14 protein-coding genes are annotated in these 22,434 nt (G+C 59.8%); 5 read left to right on the top strand and 9 right to left on the bottom strand.

The features are described from left to right. Positions 1-105: 105 nt before the first annotated feature. From NQ519_RS09085 to NQ519_RS09070, 4 genes are all read left to right on the top strand, one after another. Positions 106-1,275, top strand: coding sequence for a multidrug effflux MFS transporter (locus tag NQ519_RS09085; RefSeq protein ID WP_019151462.1), 1,170 nt, complete (start codon positions 106-108; stop codon positions 1,273-1,275). Between the two features lie 439 nt (positions 1,276-1,714). Further along, positions 1,715-4,942 carry a SusC/RagA family TonB-linked outer membrane protein gene (locus tag NQ519_RS09080; RefSeq protein ID WP_147513226.1) on the top strand — a complete coding sequence of 1,076 codons (3,228 nt, stop codon included), beginning with the start codon at positions 1,715-1,717 and terminating at the stop codon, positions 4,940-4,942. Between the two features lie 25 nt (positions 4,943-4,967). After that, positions 4,968-6,365 carry a SusD/RagB family nutrient-binding outer membrane lipoprotein gene (locus NQ519_RS09075; RefSeq protein ID WP_019151464.1) on the top strand — a complete coding sequence of 466 codons (1,398 nt, stop codon included), beginning with the start codon at positions 4,968-4,970 and terminating at the stop codon, positions 6,363-6,365. A gap of 35 nt (positions 6,366-6,400) precedes the next feature. Continuing rightward, entirely contained in the window at positions 6,401-7,030 is a 630-nt protein-coding gene (locus NQ519_RS09070) for a lipid-binding protein (RefSeq protein WP_052308452.1), read from the top strand. A gap of 252 nt (positions 7,031-7,282) precedes the next feature. On the opposite strand, the gene NQ519_RS09065 is transcribed toward NQ519_RS09070, so the two are convergent. The 8 genes from NQ519_RS09065 to NQ519_RS09030 all read right to left on the bottom strand — a co-directional run bounded on the left by NQ519_RS09065 (position 7,283) and on the right by NQ519_RS09030 (position 19,584). Further along, positions 7,283-8,272 carry a DUF5106 domain-containing protein gene (locus NQ519_RS09065; RefSeq protein ID WP_019151467.1) on the bottom strand — a complete coding sequence of 330 codons (990 nt, stop codon included), beginning with the start codon at positions 8,270-8,272 and terminating at the stop codon, positions 7,283-7,285. 8 nt (positions 8,273-8,280) lie between these two features. Next, on the bottom strand, positions 8,281-11,397 hold the full coding sequence (locus tag NQ519_RS09060) for a hypothetical protein (RefSeq protein ID WP_147513227.1): 3,117 nt from the start codon (positions 11,395-11,397) through the stop codon (positions 8,281-8,283). Positions 11,398-11,421: 24 nt separating this feature from the next. Beyond that, on the bottom strand, positions 11,422-13,647 hold the full coding sequence (fimD, locus tag NQ519_RS09055) for a fimbrial tip adhesin FimD (protein ID WP_019151469.1): 2,226 nt from the start codon (positions 13,645-13,647) through the stop codon (positions 11,422-11,424). 44 nt (positions 13,648-13,691) lie between these two features. Next, a complete protein-coding gene (locus tag NQ519_RS09050) occupies positions 13,692-15,293 on the bottom strand; it encodes a fimbrial protein (RefSeq protein WP_026076681.1) in 1,602 nt (533 codons plus the stop codon). A gap of 12 nt (positions 15,294-15,305) precedes the next feature. Continuing rightward, positions 15,306-16,205 carry a FimB/Mfa2 family fimbrial subunit gene (locus tag NQ519_RS09045; protein WP_044118768.1) on the bottom strand — a complete coding sequence of 300 codons (900 nt, stop codon included), beginning with the start codon at positions 16,203-16,205 and terminating at the stop codon, positions 15,306-15,308. An 88-nt stretch (positions 16,206-16,293) separates the two neighbouring features. Further along, complete coding sequence (locus NQ519_RS09040; protein WP_019151472.1) at positions 16,294-17,436, bottom strand: hypothetical protein; 1,143 nt, start codon at positions 17,434-17,436, stop codon at positions 16,294-16,296. Positions 17,437-17,501: 65 nt separating this feature from the next. Next, positions 17,502-18,995: a DUF3868 domain-containing protein gene (locus NQ519_RS09035; RefSeq protein WP_026076682.1), complete on the bottom strand. Its 1,494-nt coding sequence runs from the start codon at positions 18,993-18,995 to the stop codon at positions 17,502-17,504. A 13-nt stretch (positions 18,996-19,008) separates the two neighbouring features. Then, a complete protein-coding gene (locus tag NQ519_RS09030; RefSeq protein ID WP_026076683.1) occupies positions 19,009-19,584 on the bottom strand; it encodes a DUF3575 domain-containing protein in 576 nt (191 codons plus the stop codon). A 300-nt stretch (positions 19,585-19,884) separates the two neighbouring features. Here NQ519_RS09030 and NQ519_RS09025 point away from each other — a divergent pair, with 300 nt between their 5' ends. After that, a complete protein-coding gene (locus tag NQ519_RS09025; RefSeq protein WP_083871115.1) occupies positions 19,885-20,787 on the top strand; it encodes a helix-turn-helix domain-containing protein in 903 nt (300 codons plus the stop codon). A 229-nt stretch (positions 20,788-21,016) separates the two neighbouring features. On the opposite strand, the gene NQ519_RS09020 is transcribed toward NQ519_RS09025, so the two are convergent. Next, positions 21,017-22,387, bottom strand: a complete 1,371-nt coding sequence (locus NQ519_RS09020) for a tyrosine-type recombinase/integrase (protein ID WP_019151477.1) — start codon at positions 22,385-22,387, stop codon at positions 21,017-21,019. Positions 22,388-22,434 lie beyond the last annotated feature (47 nt).

Raw genomic sequence — 22,434 nt, 5'->3', positions numbered from 1 at the left:
TTTCGTTACTTTTGTGCCGCAAAGCAATATGTAGTGTCCGAACACGTAAGTCTAATTGGCTTTTATGTGTTCGGACACTCTTTTTTTCAAAAAACCCGACGGACCATGAACAAAAAGAGACTCGTTTTCATTTTGGGCAACCTGACGGCTTTCGGGCCGTTCATCACCGATTTCTACCTCCCGTGCCTGCCCGAACTGACCGCTTATTTCGGAGGTTCGGCCTCCCTGATCCAGCTGAGCCTGACAGCCGGCATGCTGGGGCTGGCCGCCGGACAGCTTCTCGTCGGCCCCGTTACGGACAAATACGGCCGCCAGCGCCCGTTGCTGTGGTGCCTGCTGCTTTTCGTTCTGGCCACGGCGGGCTGCATGCTCTCCACCCGGATTTCGGCCTTTATCCTCTTCCGGCTGTTGCAGGGACTGACGGGAGCCGCCGGACTGGTCATCTCGAAAGCGATCATCGCCGATTCGTTCACCGGGCAGGACGTGGCCCGCTACTTCGCCGTGCTCGCCGCCGTGCAGGGCGTGGCGCCCATCGTGGCACCGGTCGTCGGGGGCGTGGCATTCAGCCTGACCTCCTGGCAGGGAACGTTCGCCGTGCTGGGAATTTGGGCCCTGGGGCTGCTCGCCGTATGCCGCCGCATGCCGGAGTCGCTGGCTGAAAAAGACCGCCTGCAAATGCCCGTCTGGAAAACCTTCCGATGCTACGTACCCGTGGTAACGAACGGCAAATATCTGGTGATGAACCTGCTGCAAAGTTTTTCGGCGGCCGCGCTGATCGCCTACATCTCCGCCTCGCCTTTCATCTTCCAGCAACATTTCGGACTGACGCCCTTGCAGTACAGCATCTGCTTCGCCGGCAATGCGCTGGGACTGGTGGTCGGCAGCAGCGTCGTGATGAAGATCCGACGTTTGGCATCGGCTACGCCGTGGTGCTCCGTCGGGTTGTTCGTCACGGGACTGCTGATGTCGGTCGCCCTGTGGCTGGAGTGGCCGTTCGTTCTCTTCGAGCTGGTTCTCGTTCCGATGCTGTTTTGCGTCGGCATGATTACGCCGGTGGGCATCACATTGGCGCTGAACTCCGTGACGGAGCACCGGGGCATCGCCTCCGCCCTGCTGGGGGCCCTGCCGTTCCTGTTCGGCGGCATCGTGGCGCCGCTCACCGGCCTCGGCGATATGATCCGCTCGATGACCACGCTCGTTCTGCTCTGCTCGGTCATCTGCCTGGGGCTTTATCTCTGTTCGCGCCGGTGGGACTACTCGGCGCCGGAAAACTGACCTCCCGGCACCTCTAAAATACCCGTTCCGGGGGAAGGTCATCTGTTTCGCAACCGTAGAACGGTTGCATAGCGTTCGATCGCACAAGTCCGGCCGACTTGGCGGTCGGACGTTTTTTTTGCGCCGTATCCGCCCCGCCGCGGACCGGACAAAGCGGCCGGTTATAAATTCGTTCCGGGAAAAGGGCCTGAGATAAGAGATCGAATCTCCTTCTAAGAGATATGATTTCACGGGCAAAAATAGGCAAAAAATCGTTACGATCAATATTCGGACTTATAATTTTGAAGTTCCGGTTGCAGAAATGTTCGCATTAAAGGGCGATTGTTGGCCCAAAATCGGCCTCTGGAATCATTAACAGCCGTCCGTTCAGCGCTTACAATCCGTAATCATATCTCTTAGAAGGAGATATTAAAGGTTTATTAACTCAAACTTCAGGTTTATGAGAAAATTTGTACTATTCTTCATGGCCGTTTTCGGATGTTGCGTCTGCGCTCTCGCCCAGAACGGCAAAGTTTCCGGTACGGTCACCTCAGCCGACGGCAAGCCGATCGCAGGCGCTACGGTCGTCATCGAAGGTTCCCATGTCGGCACCAGTACGAATGCGGACGGCAAATATACGCTGAATGTCCGCCCCGGCGATGTTCTGCAAGTTTCCTTTATCGGCATGCAGACTCAGCGCATTCCGGTCAACGGCAAAACGACCGTCGATGTCACCATGCAGGACGATGCGATAGGACTGGACAACGTCGTCATCACGGCTTTGGGCATCACGCGGCAGGAACGCACGCTCGGCTACGCCTCGACCACGATCAAGGCGGATGAGATCGCCAAGGGACACGCCGCCGACGCCATGACCGGTCTGATCGGCAAGGTCGCCGGCATGCAGATCTCCTCGTCGGGCGGCACGGGCACCTCGCAGAAGGTCATCGTCCGCGGCTATTCGTCGCTGGCCGGCAGCAACCAGCCGCTCTATGTCATCGACGGCGTTCCCGTATCCAACTCCACGATGGGAACGCAGGATCTGAACAACTCGATCGACTTCGGCAACCAGGCGGCCGATGTCAATCCGGAGGACATCGAGTCGATCACGGTCCTGAAGGGAGCCTCGGCGACGGCGCTCTACGGCTCGCGCGCCGGCAACGGCGTGATCATCATCACCACCAAGCGGGGACGCCAGAACGAGGATGTCACCGTCACCTACGACGGCTCGTTCATGGCCAGCACCGCGCTGCGCATCCCGCAGTTGCAGAACAAGTTCGGCCAGGGGTGGTACTACGATTACGACGGCGGTTATTTCGGCAACTTCTCGCCCACGGAAAACGGCTCCTGGGGCAACATCCTCGACGGGCGCGAAAACTACTGGCGTCCGGGAGCGACGTGGAACAACGGGGCCGAGATGTCCTACAAACCTTTTTCCTATGCCAAAAATTCGCTGAAAAACTTCTACGACACGGGCTTCGAAACGAACAACACGATCACCGTGCAGGGCGGCACGGCCAACAGCGGATTCGTGGCATCCTACGGCAACACCTATTCGAACGGCATTCTTCCGGGCAACGACGACTACTTCAAGCGCAACACCTTCTCGTTCCGCGGCAACACGAAGATCAAGGGAGGTCTCGCATGGCTGAACTACGGCGTGACCTACGTCCGCAAGGATGTGCGCAACGCCATGACGGGTCAGGGGCAGAACGGTTCGACGATCTATCAGGACATTCTCCAGTATCCGGTTGACATCGACTACGGCGATCTGAAAGACTACAACAGCATCTACAACAACGCCGACAACTATTATTCGCCCTATGCCCAGAACCCCTGGTGGACGCTCGACCACAACTACTCGACCTTCCAGGACGACCGCGTATACGGCAATATCGAGGTCGGCTTCCAGCTCTACAAAGGACTGTCGCTGATCGGACGTTTGGGCGGCGATTTCAGCAACTCGCTGGAGAAATACTACAACGACATCTGGGTCTTCTCGCCCGGGTCATATACGGAGACCGAGGGCGGCAGCGCCGAACAGGGCTCCTACGAGGAGATCTCGCGCAAGAGCAATCAGATCGACGCCAACGTGCTGCTCAACGCCGATTACCGCTTCGGCAGGGACTGGTCGCTCCACGCCGCAGCCGGCTGGAACCTCAACCAGCGCACGGCTTCCTACCTCGACGGCTCGCTGACGGGACTGGCCGTCGAGAACTGGCCGAGCTTCGGCAATACGAGCGGAGCCACTCCGACCTCCGCCTCGCTCTACCAGCGCCGCCGTCTGATCGGTCTTTACGGACAAGCCGATCTGGGCTGGCGCGACGGCATCTACCTGACCCTCTCGGCCCGCAACGACTGGTCGTCCACGCTTCCTATCGACAGCAACTCGTTCTTCTACTGGGGCGTCAATGCCTCGGTGGTCCTCACCGACCTGTTTCCTTCGATGCGTAGCGACGTTTTGAGTTTCCTCAAACTCCGCGGCGGTTACGGAAAAACCGGTAACGACGCGTCCCCCTATTATACGTCGGGTTACTATGTGCTGGGGAGTGCCACGGGCGGCTTCGGCGACCTCACGTTCCCGCTGAACGGCTACTCCGGCCTGCTGCGCTCCACCCGCATGCCGGCATCGGACCTCAAACCGGAGATCTCGACCGAATGGGAGATCGGCGCGGACGTACGTCTGTTCCAGAACCGCATCAACCTCGACGTCGCCTACTACAACAAGGAGACGAAGAACCAGATCATCTCGGCGACGCTGGCTCCCGAAGCGGGCTACACGACCCGCGTCCGCAACGTGGGCAAGATCCAGAACCGCGGTGTCGAACTGACGCTGGGGCTGGTTCCCGTGCGCACCAAGGACTGGGAGTGGAATTTCACCTACACGTTCTCCAAGAACAACAACGAGGTGAAGGAGCTGTGGGACGATGTCACCGAAACGACCATCTACGGCCTCACCTCCGGTCCGCAGCTGAAAGCGATCGTCGGCGAGTCGCTCGGCACCTGGACCTTCTACAAGACCGAGACCGTGCAGGACGAGTCGAGCCCCCATTACGGCAAGACGATCGTCAACGCCACGAGCGGCTATCCGGTCGTCTCCACCACCGAGACGGAGATCATCGGCCATGCCGATCCCAAATTCACGATGGGTTTCAACAACACCGTCCGCTGGAAAGACCTTTCGCTGGGATTCTCGTTCGACTGGCGCTACGGCGGCAAGATGTATTCCGCGACCAAGAGCGTCATCTACTTCAACGGCAATGCGGAAGAGACCATGTACAACATGCGCGATCCGTTCGTCGTGCCCAATGCCGTATATATGGGATCGGACGGAGAGTACCACGAAAACAACATCCCGGTCACCGCCTACTACAACATGAACTACTATTGGTATTCGAACACCAACAGCGAGCGTTACCGCGACGATCTGATCGACAAAACCTATCTGAAACTCCGCGAAGTGAACCTCACCTACCGCCTGCCCCGCAAATGGTTCGCCGGCGTGAAATGGCTGTCGGGCATCGACATATCGTTCGTGGGACGCAACCTGCTGATGTGGACGCCGTCGCAGGGGCTGGTCGATCCCGACATGACCAACTATGGCAATGACCTCGAATCGCAGTTCGGCGAGTATTACTCCGCACCCACGACCCGCACGTTCGGAGGCAGCATCAAAATCGTATTCTAACGGCTAAATTCAAGGAGACTCAATCATGAAAAAGAATATCTTCACATTGCTCGTCTTCGTTTCGTTGACTCTGAGCGGTTGCCGGGATTGGTTGGACATCAACGAAAACCCGAACTATGTCAGCAAGGCGGACAAGACGACGCTGTTACCGACCGTAGCGCTCATGACCGCCGACAAAGTGGGCTATGAACTGACGCTGACGGGCTATTTCTGGGCGCAGTACACCGTTCAGAACAGGAACACCAGCCAGTACACCACCGTCATGAACTACGACCTGAACACGCAGTCGGCCTATTTCACCAGCCCGTGGTCGTATCTCTACGTCCGCGTACTGCCCTCCGTCAGGACGATCCTCGAACAGTGCGAGGGCGAGTCGGGCGTTTCCAATTTCGTGCTCGAAGCCAAGACGATGCTGGCCTACAATCTCTATCTGCTGACCAGTCTGTACGACAAGGTCGCCTATACGGACGGCTATCTGAACCCGGAGAACACAACCCCCGGATTAGACAGCGGCGAACAGATGCAGGGCATCATCACCGGCATCCTCGAAGAGATCCGGTCCATGAACGCCGGGCAGCTCGCAGCCGACGAACAGGCCAATACGTCCGTGAAGGCGGACATGATCTTCGGAGGCGATGTCGAACAGTGGGTGAAATTCGCCAATACGCTCTACCTGCGGGTTCTGCTGCGCGATTTCGACACCAACCGCAGCAAGATCCAGTCCCTGCTGGCGGAAAACAACCTGCTCGACACGCAGGATGCGGCCTTCGACAACTTCTCCAATGAAGCCGACAAGTCGAACCCGCTCTACGAGAGCGACCGCCGCCAGCTCAATACGGATCAGAACATCCGCTGCTGCTCGGACATACTCGGCGTACTGAGCGCGACCGATTCGCGGCTGTCCTACTACTACGAGGGCGGTGCAACGGGCGTCGCCTACGGAACGACCCCGACGCCTGCCGAAGCGAACCGGCTGCAACTCGGCGCCACCGATCCGGTCTATTTCGCCACGATCGACGAGGCTTGTTTCCTCAAGGCCGAAGCGTACGCCCGCCTGAACGATGCGGCCAATGCCAGGAGTAATTACGAAGAGGCCATCCGGGCTGCCTTCGCGCGCTGCGGCTGCACGGGAGCCGACGAGCTGATCGCCGGCGACTACGCATTCACGGGCGGAACGACCGAGCAGATGGTGGAGCAGATCATCAATCACAAATGGGCCTCGAACGTACGCTGCATGCCCATCGAATCGTGGTTCGACATGAACCGCACGGGCTATCCGACGCGCGGCACGACGATCACCGCTTCGGAAGGCGTGCTGGGCGGATTCCCCTGCCGCTTCCTCTATCCCTACAATTCGACGGACTACAACCCCAACGCCCCGCAGGTCGAACCGCTGACGGCCAAGATGTGGTGGCATAAATAGCAGCGACGAAGATTAATATCAAAAATGCAAGGATTATGAACAAAATACTGAAAATGCTGTTTGCAGGCGCTCTCGTCGCAATGGGATGCGCATCCTGCGAAACCTACGACGTGGATGATCCCGACATGACGGCCGTTGCCGATCTGGACGGCCAGTGGATCTGCTTCGCCTACGAATCGTCCGCTCCGGACACCCCCGTTACCGTATTCGACATTCTGGTGACCAATACGACCGACAACGCGGCGGATGCCATGTGGATGACCATCGCCGACTGCGATTATTCGGCAAGCGGAAACCCTCGCTATCTCGACGCCCTGCAATTCAAACTGAGTTGCGACAACAGCGCGCTGACCTTCTCCTGCACTTCGGCAGAGGCCGTTCAGCCCCGGACCTGCCACAACATCTATCTCGGACAGGGCTACTACACGGCCGGATACGCCGGAGCCGTCGCCTCCCAGGGCTATACCGTAACGGTGACCGGGGGCAAGGTGACGAAAAACGGCGTGGACACCAAGACCGGTTACAAAGCCGATGCGATCGAGTTCGGTTACACGCGCACGAATCCGGACGGCTCGACGGTCAGCTATACCGTCAAAGGCATGAAAAACACCGGCTGGGAAGAGGATATGAAAGATTACAGCGATTTCATCGATGCGAACTTTTAGAACGAACTGAACATTTCTTACCATAAGCAATCAAATAAAAAGTTCAAATTTGCAGAAATGTTCATCCGGAGGGGCGCCGCGACGGTAAGCCCCTCCTCTTTTTCATGTCATGGGATATGAGCCCGTACGCAGGGTGCGGCAGCCTGCGTTCCCGGCCCCGGGAATCATCGGCTCAATAAAGCCGATTTTGCGGAGCCAGGACGCTTTTTCCGCCCCGGAAATATATGAGTCACGGTTTCACGCCATGCGGCCCTAAAAGTCCGCTCCGGCGAGCTTCGCTTCGAGCCGCCCGACAGAAGTGTCTTTGAGAAGCACCCGCTTTTCACGATCCAGCAAATAGAGCGTCGGCATGGCTTTCAGGTCGTAAACCGCCCCGCGCACCAGCCGCTCCCCGACATCGCAGCCGTCCGTCCAACCCTCCGGGACAGCCGCATCGCGCCACGCCCCGCTGTCGCCGGCGACGTTCACCGACAGCACGGCCAGCCGCCCTTCCCCGACCATCCCGCAAACGGCCGGCGATGCTGCCAGCCGCCCTTTCACCCGCCCGCATTCGTCGCAGGAGGGATCGTAAAAGCACAGCAGCGTATATTCCGCCTTCAGATGCGACATGCGCCGTTTCACTCCGTCGCGGCCCAGAAACTCGAAATCGGCCGCCTTGTCTCCCGGGCGATTCTTCGACACCGTCTCCAGCAGGCGGCGCGGCCGCAGTTTGTCGGCCTCACCGATCCGGGGATTGGCCGTCAGCGCCCGCAGCACCAGGATGTAAAGCTCCTCGTCGCACATCGGGGAGTTGGGTTCGTAAAGATACTTGTCGCCCAGCCCGATGAAACAATAGAGCGCCTCGCTCCGCACGGCCGCCCGCGAATAGAGCGTATCGACCGCCGCGGCCGCCTCGCGGGCATGGGGCAGCACGCTCAGAAAATCAACGAAAGCCTGTTCGGTGATCTCCGGACACGAAAGCAGGACCGTATCGGCGAAGTCGAAACAGTCCCAATAGTGCAAGGCCAGATAGTCCGCCCGGTCGGCCGGATCGCGCAGGGCCTCCGGCACATCGGGCAGCCGGAAAGCCCGCCGCCCGGGAGTCCCGTCCGCGCTCTCGGAATCCGCCGTGTCTGCGGCGGGTTCCGCGGTTTCGGGGCACTCGGCGGTTTCGGGACGCTCGGCGGTGCGGATCTCCGGACATCCGGCCAGCATGCACGCTCCGCAGAGCAGCAACAGCAGCAATTTGTCGGCCCGTGTCATAGGTTCAGTCAATCAGCGGCCACATTCACCAATACTATATCGGGCGACTGCACCAGACGGGCCAGCGTCAGCGGATTGTTCTCGTCGATCCGGTTCCGGTAAACCGCGCCGTCCTTCGTATAGCGGAGTTCGATGCGATCGAACCACCCGGGGTCATACTCCTTGCGCAACCGCAACTCGTAGCGGCCGTCCGCCGTCACGGTCATCGACCCGATGCGGCTCCCCGTTCCCGACTGTATGAACGACACGAACGCATTGCGCGGCACGGGAATCGCCCCGGTGCCCGGATCGTAGGTGATCCGCCCCGTGACCGACTCGTTCGCCACACGGAAGGTCTTCCGGAAGAAGACGACTTTCTCCTCGTTCGACGAAAGGGTGATGTCGCCGGCGCTCACCACACAGTTCGTCTTGAACGGCAGCCGCTTGCGCTCTCCCGACTGTGAAGGCGCAGGGCTTCCGGCAGCGGCCGGCGTCGTATCGGGGATCAGCGCGTCTGCGACACCGAATTTGCGCTCCTCCTCGCGCGAGGCATCGACCGTATAAACGAAACGCCCCTCGACCTCAGGGTCCGCTTTGAGTTTATCGGGCGTCAGATTGCACTCGGCCAGCCGCGATTCGTCCACGGTCAGCATCGGCGCGTCGATATAGACCTCGAACGTCTCGCCGAAAGGATCGGCCGACCGGTCGTCCGAACCCCGGAAACTGGTCACGTCGAACTCGATGTCGATGTTCGTTTCGGCCGGATTCTCATAATTCCACGTCAATTCCGTCACCGGCTCCGCGTCGCTTCCGGAGGCATCCCCGCCCGCACCGTCTATGCGTGCCGCAAAACGGAAGGGGTTGTAGTTGGCCAGCTCGAACGAAGTCGAACGATAACCGCGGCCGGCATAGTCCCGGGCGACATCTTTCAACGACTTCTCGCCCGAAATATTGGAGGCTATGCGGACGACCTCGGCACTCTGCGGACGGTTGGTTCGCAGGTAAATCGAATAGATGCCCGTCCCCGACTGCGGCGTATCGCCGCCCGCGCGCGGGTAAAAGAGATACATGCGGCCATTCTCCGTCCACATATCCTCGTTGACGGGCGAGAACGTGCAGTCGAACGTAACGCCGTCGGGCTCCTCTCCGTCGGGAATGTGGTCGAGATACTGCGAATAGATCAGAAACTCGTCGTCGGCCGTGGCGTTGACGAATTCGCCGTAATCGCCGCCGGACGATGTTTCCGCTGAATTATCGTGCAGATGCATGGTGAACTGGACGAAAGCGCCCTTCTTCTGCGGCACCAGCCGGTAGAAGATCTTCTCGTCGTCGGCGAAATCGTCGTCGGGTCTGGCCGTATATTCGTTCAATCCGGCGACCTCGATCACATATCGGAGGCCGGTATAGGTCACCTCCTTCTCCTGCGTGGCGAAGTATCCGGCTTCGACCGAAACCTTGGTCTTCGCTCCGGAACCGCTCTGCGGCAGGATCGTGCGGAAATACACCCGCTGCACGCCCGGCTGTACGGCCGTATAGACGAACTTGTATTCGATCGGCTCCCCCTTTTCGTCGAGGATATTCTCTCCGAAGCCATCCTCGCCGCGGCGGATCACCGGCAGCGACATGCCGGCCGCCGCGCGGACATCGAGATCCTCGACGCCGATCAGCACCCGCAGCGGAAACAGCTCCGCCGGACATGTCTCCGGAACGGTGAACATCAACGTCACATGTTCGCCGTACGTGCCTCCGCTCTCTCCGGCAGAGGGTGTGCCGAACACCTGCGACGCCACCCATGCGGGCCGGAACGACTGCGTTTTGATGAGGATGATCTTGATCTTGCGCTGCAAAAGCCCCTTTTTGACCAGCAGCGTCCCTTCGAGCTTTTCGCTGCCGCCCATTTCGCGCAGCACCACGGTGAGTTCGCCGTTCCCCACGCCGTCGCTCCCGACGACGAACGAATTGCCGACATTCTGCCCCGCCACGTTGTTGCCGTCGAGCCACGTCACCGACGGTTTGTCGGCCTCCGAAACCGCCGATCCGTCGTTCCTCCGGAGCGTGTAGCGAAGCGAATACTGCCGCCCCTCGTTGCTCTGGTCCAGCACATAGCTCGTCCGATCGACTTTCAGGGTAAAGGTGCCGTCCGAAACCTCGTCGATATTGTCCCGGATCGAGATCCAGACGTTGTTCGTCGCGGCAGCATCGAGCGCTTCGCCGAACGAGCGCTGCCCGTAGGAAAGTTCGCCCTCGATATGGAGAATGTAATGGTGGTTGCGGCGGATGAGCAGCTGTTCGCCCTGCGCATCGATCAGCATCACGCGGTAATAAAGGTCGTCGGCCTCGGTTTCACCGGGGCGGTGTCCGCGCAGGATCACACTGACGGGTTTGTCGGCCGTATTCTCGCACTCGAAGACATATTGCCGCATGTCGGTCGTCACGTCGAGGATGTCGCTCATCACCGACGTATTTTTCGGCAGCGTCACGAAAGGCTCCGTCCCCGGCCATACGAATCCCTGCTCGGGGTGATAGGGCGCCACGGTGCCGAACGCGCTGGTATTGCAGACGACGAACCCGGTCACGTCCAGACTGCCGTTGCCCGCGGGGTTGTCCACCGAGATCAGCGCATGGTTGCGGACGAGCTCTATCCCGCCCTGCGCTTTCAGCTGCTCGGCGACGGAGCGCGGATCGTCCTCGGCACAGGCGAAACGGGCCCAGTAGATCATCATGCCCGAGGAGCCTTCGAGCGCGGCCATCACCTGCGCCTCCGACTTGTTGTAGAAATCCCGTTCCTGAAATCCCAGCATGTTCTGGTTGCCCAGGAAATGGATCAGGCGCGTATTCTGCGGCACGCGGGCCGTGAACGTGCCTTCATGCAGGTCGTCCGATGTCGGCGCCAGCGTCGCCTGCGTCGTTGCGACGAAAAGTCCGTAGCTGTCGAAACAGAAGAGCGTCATGTTCTGCACGCCCGTGCCGTCGGGATCGACCGAGCGGGTGGCGACCACGGGCATCGGCGGAATATCGGCGTCGAAACGGATTTCGATGCAGCCGTCGTCCGGAACCTCCGCGCCGGGCAGGCCGTCGTGCGTGCAGGAGGTGCATGCGGCCAGCACGAACGACGACACGGCCGCAGCGTATATGATTCCTTTCATCATGTCAGTTGACTTTTATGATTCCTATTCGATGTCATACGCATCGTGAATGCAGCGGATGTTGGCGGAACCGCTTTCCGGCAGATTTTCCCAGTCGGCCCGGGCCACCCGGCCGCTCGCCGACCAATAATAATCGCCGGACATCACTTCGTCCATAGCTGCGGAAGAGTTCTGGAATCTGAGGATGATCCCCACCTCGTAGTGCGTCGGCAGACGCCAGTCGGTCAGTCTCCTCGTGACCTCCTTCCCCGATGCGTCCCTGGTCTTATAGACCTCGACATACTGTTTGCAATGCTCTTCGGCGGTCGTTCTCGCACTGGTCGCAGAGGTAGTTCCCAGCTGCGAAGCGATCAGGAACGAGGGAGATACGATCACCGAATTCTCGGAGCTCCGGTCCGTATTGCCCTCGTCATTCAGCCGCGGGCGCCCCAGCGTATATTCGCCCGACGAAGCCGTGATCCGGACATGGTACATGCGGAAATTATCGTTATTATCGACATTGTCGAACGTCCGGCGATAGGTGTAGGGAGGATTATTCCCCCACCATCCCGAACCGTTTTGCTCCCAGGCATAGCGGCTGATTCCTCCGCTGTTATCGACGGCTTTCGATTTGAAAAGGCTGTTGGAAGTCGTCCGCTTCTCGGATGAGAACTGCTGCGAATCGTAGGACTGCCCCTCCACCTCCTCCGCCGGAATGCCGTCCAGATACTCCCAGTTCGTCCTGCCGCCGTTGAAATCGTCGCGGTACGAATACCAGCCGTGGATATTGGTGATGTATTCCAGCGGATACTGGACGATGACGATCTCGCGCGGCTGGGAGCCGTCCTCGTTTTCCACTTTCAATTTGACATAGCGCGGCGCATTGTTCGTCGGCACCGGGCTGTGCACTTTGATATGCCCGGACAGCCCCTCGTCCGGAGTCGCCGTGATTCCGGCGCTGCCGACATCGACGGACTGCCGGTCGTCGTTCTTGTCGAAATACCAGGCTTCGACAGGCGTCACGGTCACCTTCGACGACGATGCGAATTCGAGCGTCGTATCATCGTCGGCCATGTTGTGCATCTCCATCGAATCGGTATTCACCATCAGGTAGTGCGGACGTTCGGTTTCGCCGCCGATGCCGATCGTCTGCTCCTCCCAATCCCGGACCGAATAGCGGATCGGGCCCAGCTCGACCGGTTCCGACGCATCGGTGGCCCCCGCGGCATTCACCTCGACGGTCACCTCGTAGCAGCGGTTGCGTTCGAGCCGTTTCACCGACGGACGGCAGATCGGAATCTGGTAGTAGCTGTTCGCATGGAAATTGTCATCCTCCCTATCGGGATTGTACCCGGGCTCTCCCTCCCTGCCGTGGTACCACATCGGCAGGTTGACGACCAGACGGGGTTCCCAGTCGAGGGCGCTCCGGCCGTCCCAGTCGTGGCTGTAAGCATAGGCCGTGACGCGCACCTCCCCGATGAAGCTCTTGTCGTCGTCGATGCCCCACTGGAAATAGCCGGCGCTGTTCTTGCCGGGCGTAGCCACCTCGGCATTCTGCTGCGCTTCGGCGACGAGCGAGGTCGAGATCGGCATGTTGCGCAGGTAGTAGCCGCAGCCGTGTCCCGCCGCGGCCTCATAGTCGTCGAACGTGATGCTCGCGCCCTTCCTGATGCGCACCACGATCTTGGCGGCGGCCCGCCGCAGCGTCACCATCAGTTCGGTGTCGTTCGAACGGACTCCGTCGTACAGCTTCACGGGCGCCGGCGCCGCGGGTTCGGCCGAAGCGCCCTTCGGATAGGCGATGCCGTCCATCAGAAACGCTCTGGGGGCATTCTGCACCTCCGGGAGCCCCGTCATGTGGATGTTCGCATCCCGCTGCGTCATCGTCTGCAACCCCTCGCGCGTAGTCAGCGCCTCGAAATCCGCTTCGGGGTGCGACGTGTTGGCGATCAGGTAGACCCAGTAGTCCGCATTCGCCTCGAAATCGGTCCGCCTGGCCCGGAGCGTCACCACGCCCTGACTCACGCCGCCGGCCGAAACCCGCTCGTAGTGCCGTTTCACGCCCGCCGCATCGAATATCAGCACGTCGAGCCGATCGACGCGCGACTCGACGGCGGTGGATTCGGCGCGCGTCATCCGTTCGATCCCCGAAACGCCGAGGCGGATGCTGTCGCCGCCCGCCGCATCCGCCGGATCGTCGTCCTGCACGCAGGCCGCGAGGCCGCACGCCGCGCAGCAGAAGATCGCCCAATAGGATAAAATACGTTTCATCGTCGTTGAATTGTTTAGTCCCGGGTATCCGGTTCGCTACCCGGTCAATTAGCAACTTGTTTGATCTCGATCAATTCGGGGACCTGCCGGCCGTCGGAGTGGCAAGGCCATTTGATGTCGCCGTCCGAGCCGTTGATAAGCAGGAAACTGCCCGTGCCCATGCCCTCCCATGTCGGCGTGTAGGCGATCCCCAGCCGGATGATTCGGCCCACATAGGCGGGATTGTCGTTCAGCGCGCGCACGACGATCCGGTAGAACTCGTCCGACGCCTCCGGAATATCCGTCTTCCGGCCGGCGGCGTCATAGACCGTCACCGAATAGTCGGCCGCCGAGACATCGAGCAGCGTCGCCGTCCAGACCTGCCCCGAAGGGGCCGACAGCTGGAAAAAGAACGAACAGCTCCCCTGCACCTCAAGCGCCCCCTCGACGAACGTGTCGTCATCCGAAGGGTCGTAATCGGGGTTATAGAAGATCGTCGGGGCCTCTGCGGGCACCGTCGAGGCGGTCGGTTCGGCCGAAAGCGGATTGGTGTAGGAGGGGTAATCGAAGATCAGGTCGTCCCACGAATCGCCCTCCTCCCAGTCGGCCACCATGTACTCCACGGTGAATTTGCCCGTGTTGCTGATCAGGCAGCACACCGTATAGTAGCGGTTGCGCTCCATCGCCGGCAGGAAGATCAGCCCCGTGCGGCTCTCGCCCCCGAACTCGTAGTCGATCTTCAGCACATTGCCCTGTTCGTCGCCCGGAATGTCCCAGCTTCCGCCGTTGCCCCACGGGTTCTCGAAGGGGTAGAACGGCGTGTCGAGCACCGGCGTGTAGTTGGCCGGATTCCGGCGGGCCTCCTCCTCGGTCGCGGTCGCGGGAACCGTCAGTTCGCCGACCGCCGCCGTGACCGGGTCCAGTTCCAAGGGCGCCGACATCGACTGCACCTGCTCCAGCACCGCACGATCCTGCGGCATCAGGTAGTTGTGCATGCGCGTGCCCTGCTCCAGCATCGTCAGTCCGGTGATGCGCAGTTCGGCCGCCTCGCCCGGACGCTTGGCAGCGAAAACCCCCAGCTTCGCCACGGGCCGCCGGAGTTCGAATTCGAGCTTCTGCGCCAGCAGCGTATGGTCTTCGTGCCCCAGTTCGGCGGGAGGATTGTTCGGGTCGTCCGTGACAACGTCGATCGTCTCCGTCGTCATGCAGTACATCGGCAGCCCCTTCGAAAGGTCGAGCTGCGTGAAGCGGAACTGCCTGAGCTGCGCGGGAGTCGTCGTCTCCGACAGGCCGCCGCTGACGCCGAGGGTCACCATCGCCGCCTCGTTGGCCACGACATAGAAATCCACCTTCTGACCGGATGTCGATTTCAGGGTCATATCCATCAGGAACGCAGCGGATGCCTCAAGGCCGCCGTCGCTGTAATAATAACCGACGCGCTCGTCGCCGACGAAGGCATAGACGCGGAGCGTGTGCAGAACCGCCTCCGCGTCCGTCGGCGTGCCGTCCGCCGCATCGACGCTGCGGGTGCCGACCTTCATCAGCACCGAGACTCTCTTTTTCCCGGCAGAATCGGAGTCCGCGTCCTCTTTTCCGCAGCCGGACACCGCCCCGCCGCAACAGGCGGCGACGAACGCCGCAAGCAACAGATATCTGACTTTACGCATGGTCGTAATCGCTTAAAATTCGGGTTTCACCTCCTGAACGAACCAGTCCGGCACCGAAACCTCGACACCCGCCGAGGTGAATTCGATGCGGATCGGGATCAGCACCTCCTGTTTCGAACAATCTATGGCCGGATGCTCGGCCAGGAACTCCGCGAGGTTGACCTCGACGAAAGTGCTTTCGCCCGAAGCGGTGCGCAGGCAGACGCTCACCGCCTCGTGATTCGTATGCCGCATGATATTGGTCTCGGAGGTCAACAGCATCTTGTCGGCGTCGTACCTGGTTTCGAGCGTATAGTCGGCCGCCTCTCCGCATACGCGGTTCTCAAAGTCGGTGCAAGGCGCGACACCGCAGATTTCGAGCTTCGGCAGCAGGCCGGCTCTGACATCGGACCGGGGAATGCCGGCCACTTCGACCGACAGATCGTAGTGGGAGCAGACGAAGGGCACGAGGGTGGTCCGATCCCCCTCTTTCCCGGTGAATCCGGTCACCGTGACAGGCACCGACGCATAGTAGAGCGAGTCGTTGCCCGACGCAGCGCCCGTGTCCACATAATCCGCGTCGGCGAAGCGGATCGCATCGAAACTTCCGGCCGAAAGATTCACGGTCTTCGTGTGGTGCGTGTTGCCCAGACACACCACCCGGTAATCGCCGGGCGCGAGGGGCGGCAGCTCCGCGGTGCGGGCCGCGACCTGGCCGGCGGGAACGACGAAATCGGCCACGCAGCTGTTCATCGCATCGAAAACATACATCTCGACCCGGCAGATCTTATCGCCGAATATCTCGGTCTTCCCGTCCCCCAGGTAGCTCAGCACCAGTTCGTGCGCATTGCGGCACTGGCTCATGTCCTCCCGGATACACGACGCAGCCGCCCCTGCGAGCAACAGGCCCAAAGCGAAAATTCTGAATCTCATAGTCCGTATGTTTTTCGTCCGTAAAAAGTACGGGGGAGGAGGCGGAGCGGCCCCGGCCCTCCCCCGTGAAAATGCCGATGGAAAAATCTCAGAGCTGGGCGATGACCGGTACGACATCCCAGGCAACGACATCCACGCTGACCTCGACGCATTTCTGCGGATTCGCCAGATCGCCGTCGTCGAATTCGAATTTCACCTGATAGATCTTGGCAACGTCGGAGGTCACGGCAGGCGAGAAACCCTTCGTAGCCAGATAGAGCGCGGCCTTGTCGCCGTTGGCCTTCGTCCCGGTCAGCTTCACCACGAGCTGCGGATGGTCGTCTCCGGCGATTTTGGCAGCGTCGGGGAAGAAATGGTAGGCCGGGCGTTTGGCGGCAGCCCCGTACGCCATCTTGTAGCCCGCCGCCTCGTCCAGATTGACTGCCGGCAGGTTCGTGCCGTCCAGCTTATCGTTCGTCCAGTCGCTCGCGGCATTTGCGAAGAATCCGAACACCGAACCGGCGTCGATCGGCGTATTCGTCTTAATCCCCGAAACGGCGCCCGTCACGAACTCGGCCTGGCCGTAGTAGTTGTTCAGCACGATCTGCTCGACCTGAATGCTCTCGTAAAGACGCTCTTTCTCCGCCTGCGTGGCATCGTCCACCTCGGCCTTGTACTCGAAGCCGACCACCTCGATACGTGCGACGCGGGGTTCGAGCACCATCGCAGCCTTGTAAAGCGGGTGTCCGGCGGAGTCCTCGCCCACGACCGTAGTCAGCTCCACTTCGTCGTAAAGGGCGAGATTCGCATCGTCCTGCTCGGCAGCGACCGTCAGCGTACGTTTCAGGTCGTCGGTGCTCCCGGCGGAAGCCAGGGCCGTCTTCAAATCTTCGGAAAGATTGCCCACGACGATCACCTTGGTCACCTCGGCGGGCAGGAAATGGAACACTTTGTTCTCGTCTTTGAAATCGGCGACCGCGAAATAGTGCTCCGCATCCGTGTTCTGCAACGTCTTGCCTTTCACCAGCGTCCCGTCGCTCTCGGCAAAGAACACCTGGAAATCGTTGAGTGTCACTTTACTGTCGCCGGCCACGGGATCATCGGCAGCACGGGTTCCGGGCACGACATTGGACAAAGTAAGGGTCACGCTTTTCGGCGACTTGTCGCCGTCCGCGCCGTTCTCCCCCTTATCGCAGGCCGCGAACGACACCGCCGCCATAAGGGTCAGAGCCAGATAGTTTTTGATTTTCATAATACGAATGGAATTAATGAATGTGAATATTGAAATGTCCGTTATCTCCGATTTCCGGTCGCGGATCACAGCTGGTCGATGACCAGCCGGAGCTGTTCCAGATTGTGACGCGCCTCGTCCGACCCCTGCCCCGCGGCGCGCCGGAACGCCTCCTCGGCCTTCCGCACCTCGCCGCTGCGGGCGTAGGCCACGCCGAGCGTATTGAGCAGCGAGGGGTGTTTCTCCGACAAGCCGCACTCCTCCAGCATGCCTATCGCAGCGGCGGCATCGCCCCGCCCGAGCGCCGCGAGCGCCCGGTCGTTCAGCACGGCCGGCCGATCGGGGTAGCAGCGTGCGGCGGTTTCCATCGCCCGCTCGTACCCGGCCGATCCCTTTTCATAGGACCCGGCAACCTTGTACATCTCCTCCAGACTCAGCAGGTCGGGCCGCTCGCCGATCATCCGCCGCGCCTCCTCCAGATCGAAATTGCGCACGTTGTATTCGATCCTGTACTCGTTGCGCCGCAGCGGAGGATAGACCTCGTTCAACAGCCGCCGGTAGATCGCCGGGGGCTCCAGCCGGCGGAATGCCAGCTCGCAATAGTCCCGGTTGCCGGGGTATTTCGCAATCAGTTCGCGGATGCGGTCGAGCCCCAGCAGCTGCGGATAGTCGTCCAATGCCTCGACGAACCCGTCCCAGTCCTCGCCGCGCCATTCGACATGCAGCAGTTCGGGGGCGATGCCGTCGTGACGACGGATATACCCGGCGAGCGCCTTGGCGCGGTTCTCCGAAAGCACGAGGTTATGCGCCTCCGATCCCTCGGGCGAAGCATAACCGGTGATGTAGATTCCCGTGATCTCCACGTCGCCGTTTCGCTTCACGAGCAGGATCGAGTTCGACACCGTGTCCAGCTCGGCCCGGTTGTTCCTGAACTCCGGCAGAATCGTATAGCTGTCCTGGCGGAATTGCAGCCGGGCGGTACGGGTTTCGGCACGGGCTTTCACCGGTTCGGGCTCGGGAAGAATCGCCGCGAAGCGGTATTCGGGCACGAACCCGGGCAATACGTCCGACATGAGCTCCTGCTCCGACTCGCCGGAAGCGCAGTTCACGCATCCGTGAACCTCCTCGCGCAGCTCCACCCGTCCGTCGAGCATCCACCGCTCGTAAGGCAGCGCGGCCGCATAGTCGTAGGTCTGCTCCGTACCGTTCCTGCGGCGGATGACGACCTCCGCCCGCCCGTCATGGCAGGGCGGCAGCTCCACGCTCTTCATGCGCTGTGCGCGCAGGTAAACCTTACTGCGCGTGCCGCCGTCCACCACGACCGGCGGAAACGCCGCCTCGCGCCGTCCGTCGCGGGAGACCAGCACAGGGGTCAGCGACACCGTATGCTGGGTCCGGATACGCGCACCGCTCAGATCGACGACCATCGTCAGCTCCACGCTGCGTCCGTTCTTCCGCACCTCCTGATCCTTCATCCCGATCACCGGAAGATAACTCACCGTCTTTCCGGTTTTTCCGGCATACGCCCGGACCGGGCCGTATGCCAGCACAACCAACAATATGTAAAAGATATGCTTCATTGCGTCGTCCCTCCTAATCTATGATGTATATGATGGAAATGCCGGCTTTCGTCGGTCCGAAATAGTGCCGGTCGCCCGTCCCGCGGAATTTGCCGCAGGTCGCACATTCGTAGCGGTCGTAATTCGTATAGACGTATCCCGCGCCGACGGTCGCCTCCAGATTCCAGCGCCGGCCCAGCAGCCACGAGTAACCGTAAGAGATGCCCAGGCCGGTCGCCCAGCCCTGATAGCGGTGGTCCTTCACGGACTTTTTCAGGAAAGGGATGCGCACACCGCTGATATTGTATTCGCCGTAGCCGGAGTGCAGTCCGAAAAAATGGCCGTTGAAGCGTTCGCAGAGCCAATAGCGGAACTCCGGCATCACCGACCAGAATTTGAGTTTCCGGTTCTCGTCCCTGTCGAGCGTCCAGGGATTGTAATCGCCGGTCAGTTCGAGCGAGGTCCGCTTGCCCAGGCCGGCTTCGAGGCCCGCATTGAGCGTTCCGGCCGTCGCCCAATGCAGCGCATTGGTCTTGACTCCGAACCGCTGCGCAGCAGCCGGACCTGCCGAACAGCACGATAGAAACAATAGGATAAGAAGTTTCCTCATAGATGAATTTATTTGCATCATACGACAACAGACGACACCTTTCCGCCCGGTAACGCCGGGAAAAGACAAACCAGCCGAATGCCACAAAACGCGCCGGACGAACAGATCATGTCCGACAGTCTTTTCGGAAAAGACTGTCGGATGCGAGAGCTCCGATATATACCGCTAAGAATCAGATTATTAAGCGATACATTCCGCAAGGAATCGCTTAATCATTGCGAATATTGTCACACGGGATGAAACCATAAATACAAAATGCTATAATTCAGCGAAATAGAAGTCGGACCAAAAAGGATAACGATGAAACAGCCATCAAACGCGGCCCACGACGCATGCGAAGCGCTCCGCACGGTCAACTGCCCTGTCGGTTGCGCGGAATGCTCCTATGACAACGACCGTTTTTCCGCCAGGTTTTCGAAGACGAGGCTCCAAGAGCGCCATTGGCTGCCCGGCGCAGCCCATCGTTCGCATCGGATTTTGTTTCTGCTTTCGGGGCATATCCACGTCTGCATGGACAGCCGCGACAACCATTACCTTTCCGGGGGCCAGTGCATATTCCTCGCAAAAAGCAGGACTGCGACGGTAATGGCACAAACCGAGAGCGAGGTCATCGCCCTCGACTTCAATAACCGGATTATATTTTGCCACAACGACATTCTGGCGCACGTTGCCGTGAAGAGCGGCGGCATGGAGTCGTTCTCTCCCGTGCTGGAGATCGTCCCGGAGCTGCTGTCGTTTCTTCGCGGGCTGGAACCGGCATTCGACCCGCACCGGCTGCACATTCCCTGCTATCACATCGTCAAGGAACATGAACTGTACCTGATGATGATATGTCTATACGGCGACAAACGTCTGGGCTGTTTCTTCCGCGATGTCCTGAAACCCAAAGACGATTTCACGCTCTTCGTCCTGAGTTCCTACCGCCAGGCCAAAACCGTCGAGGACATGGCGGCAATGGGACACATGAGCGGAAGGACCTTTACCCGCAAGTTCCGGGAGGCATTCCACGAGTCCTATCACAAATGGAGGATGAAACAAAAAGCCTCAGAAATAGAACAGGCAGTCCGTAACGGAATCACAAGCAACGAAGAGCTGATGCACATATTCGACTTCAGCAGTTATCTTGCTTTTTACCGATTCTGCCAGCGCCACCTGAATTGCACGCCCGCCGAATTAAGAACGAAGCACATCTCTGACCGATAACGGGTTAGAAATGCGCTTTTGGCATAAACGGGATATAAGAATGTCCGATTCCGGTCAGGGGGGGGGTAAATTCATATTCATATTTTTCCCGTATCTTTGCACCGGGAATTCGAGACGGATTCAGCTCAAAGCCGCAAGAAAAAGAAGCCCCCACAGTCTTTTCCGAAAAGACCGCATTTTTTTCCGCATCCCCGTGAAACACAAGAGCTGCGGTCCGATAGCAAAAATACTATTTTTTCGCTGATTTCAACTTTTTCTCCGCCCTTTTTCCCCGATCCGGAGCCGGAGCTTTCAGCAGTCCCGCCACCATCGCGTTCGCAGCGTCCACGGTGCTGTTGTCCAGTTCGTCGAGGTAAATTTGCGTGGTCTTTTCGGAAGTGTGCCCCAGTCCCGCGCTGATCACGGAAACGGAGACGCCGTGCTTGCGCGCGAGGCTGGCCCAACTGTGGCGGGCGACGTTGAACGACAGTTTGACGGGCAGTTCCAGTTTTTTGCTCATATCCCGGTAAAAGCGCAGATAATGCGACAGGTTGTACTTATAGCGCAGATACAACCGCGCTTCGAAGCGCTTGCGGTCCTCCGCCGTCGCGCCCTCGTATACGAGAGGCCGCAAACGGCCCTCTCCGTCGAAGTCGAGCATCACGGGCAGCGCCCACGGAAAGCAGCGATCCCGATAGCGGTCGAGGATCTCCTGCACCTCCGGAATGATCTTGACCGTATAGGTCTGCCCCGTCTTGCGGCGGCGGTAGTAGATCATCCCTCCGTGAATATCCTCCTGCCGCAGATAGGCCATATCCACGAACGACATTCCCCGGCAGTAGAAGCTGAACATGAACAGATCCCGGGCGCAGGTCAGCTTCTCGGAATCCGGGAACCGGGCGTCGGCGACCTTGCGGAGCATCTCCTCGCTGACGGCCAGCTTGCGGGTCTTCCCGATGCGGATGGGCACGGCATCGAAAGGCGACCGGCTGCGGGTCACATACCCTCGTTTCTGGGCTTTGTTATACAGCGCCCGGAAATTGCTCAGGTAGAAGGATACCGTGTTGGGTTGCAGCGGAATCTGATGCAGATACCGTTCGAAATCCAGCAACAGGTTCTCGTCGATGTCGTCGAAGTGGACCCGGCGGCTGCCGGCGAACTTCTCGAAAGCCACCAGCGTCGCATTGTACTTGTTCGCCGTACCCTGCGAACCCTCCTTGATCAGCTCCGCGATCTGATGCTGGAAAAAGGTGTGCACGTAGCGGTTGTCGTATCGCCGGCGGTAAGCCGAAGTAATATCGTGGACGGTGAAGGGTTTTCCGTCCCGTTCGAACTCGGCGAGGATGCGCGCGATCTCCTCCCGCTGTTTCTCCAGAAAGGCGTTGACATCCCTGATATGCGCCACGTGCGTCTTGCGCTGGTTGACGGCGACCGCCTTGCGTTTCCAGAGATCGAATTCCTCCGGCAGCAGGCGGTACGGCGTGAAGAGCACGCCGCGGCGTCTTTCGAGTATGAGCTGAATGACGAGCGTATAGCGTCCGTCGGGGCTGCCGGGGCGAATGTTGAGCATCGGCTTGATACTCATGTTCAATCGTTTTTTCGGATCGTTTCCTATGTTCATAATGCCTTCTTTTAACTGGTTTCGCTGTAACCGCAAAGATGGCATTT

Origin of the sequence: Alistipes senegalensis JC50 (assembly GCF_025145645.1) — a bacterium.
Classification (GTDB): Bacteria; Bacteroidota; Bacteroidia; order Bacteroidales; family Rikenellaceae; genus Alistipes; species Alistipes senegalensis.
The sequence above is the reverse complement of the archived record's forward strand: the minus strand, read 5'-3'. Positions and strand labels throughout refer to the sequence as shown.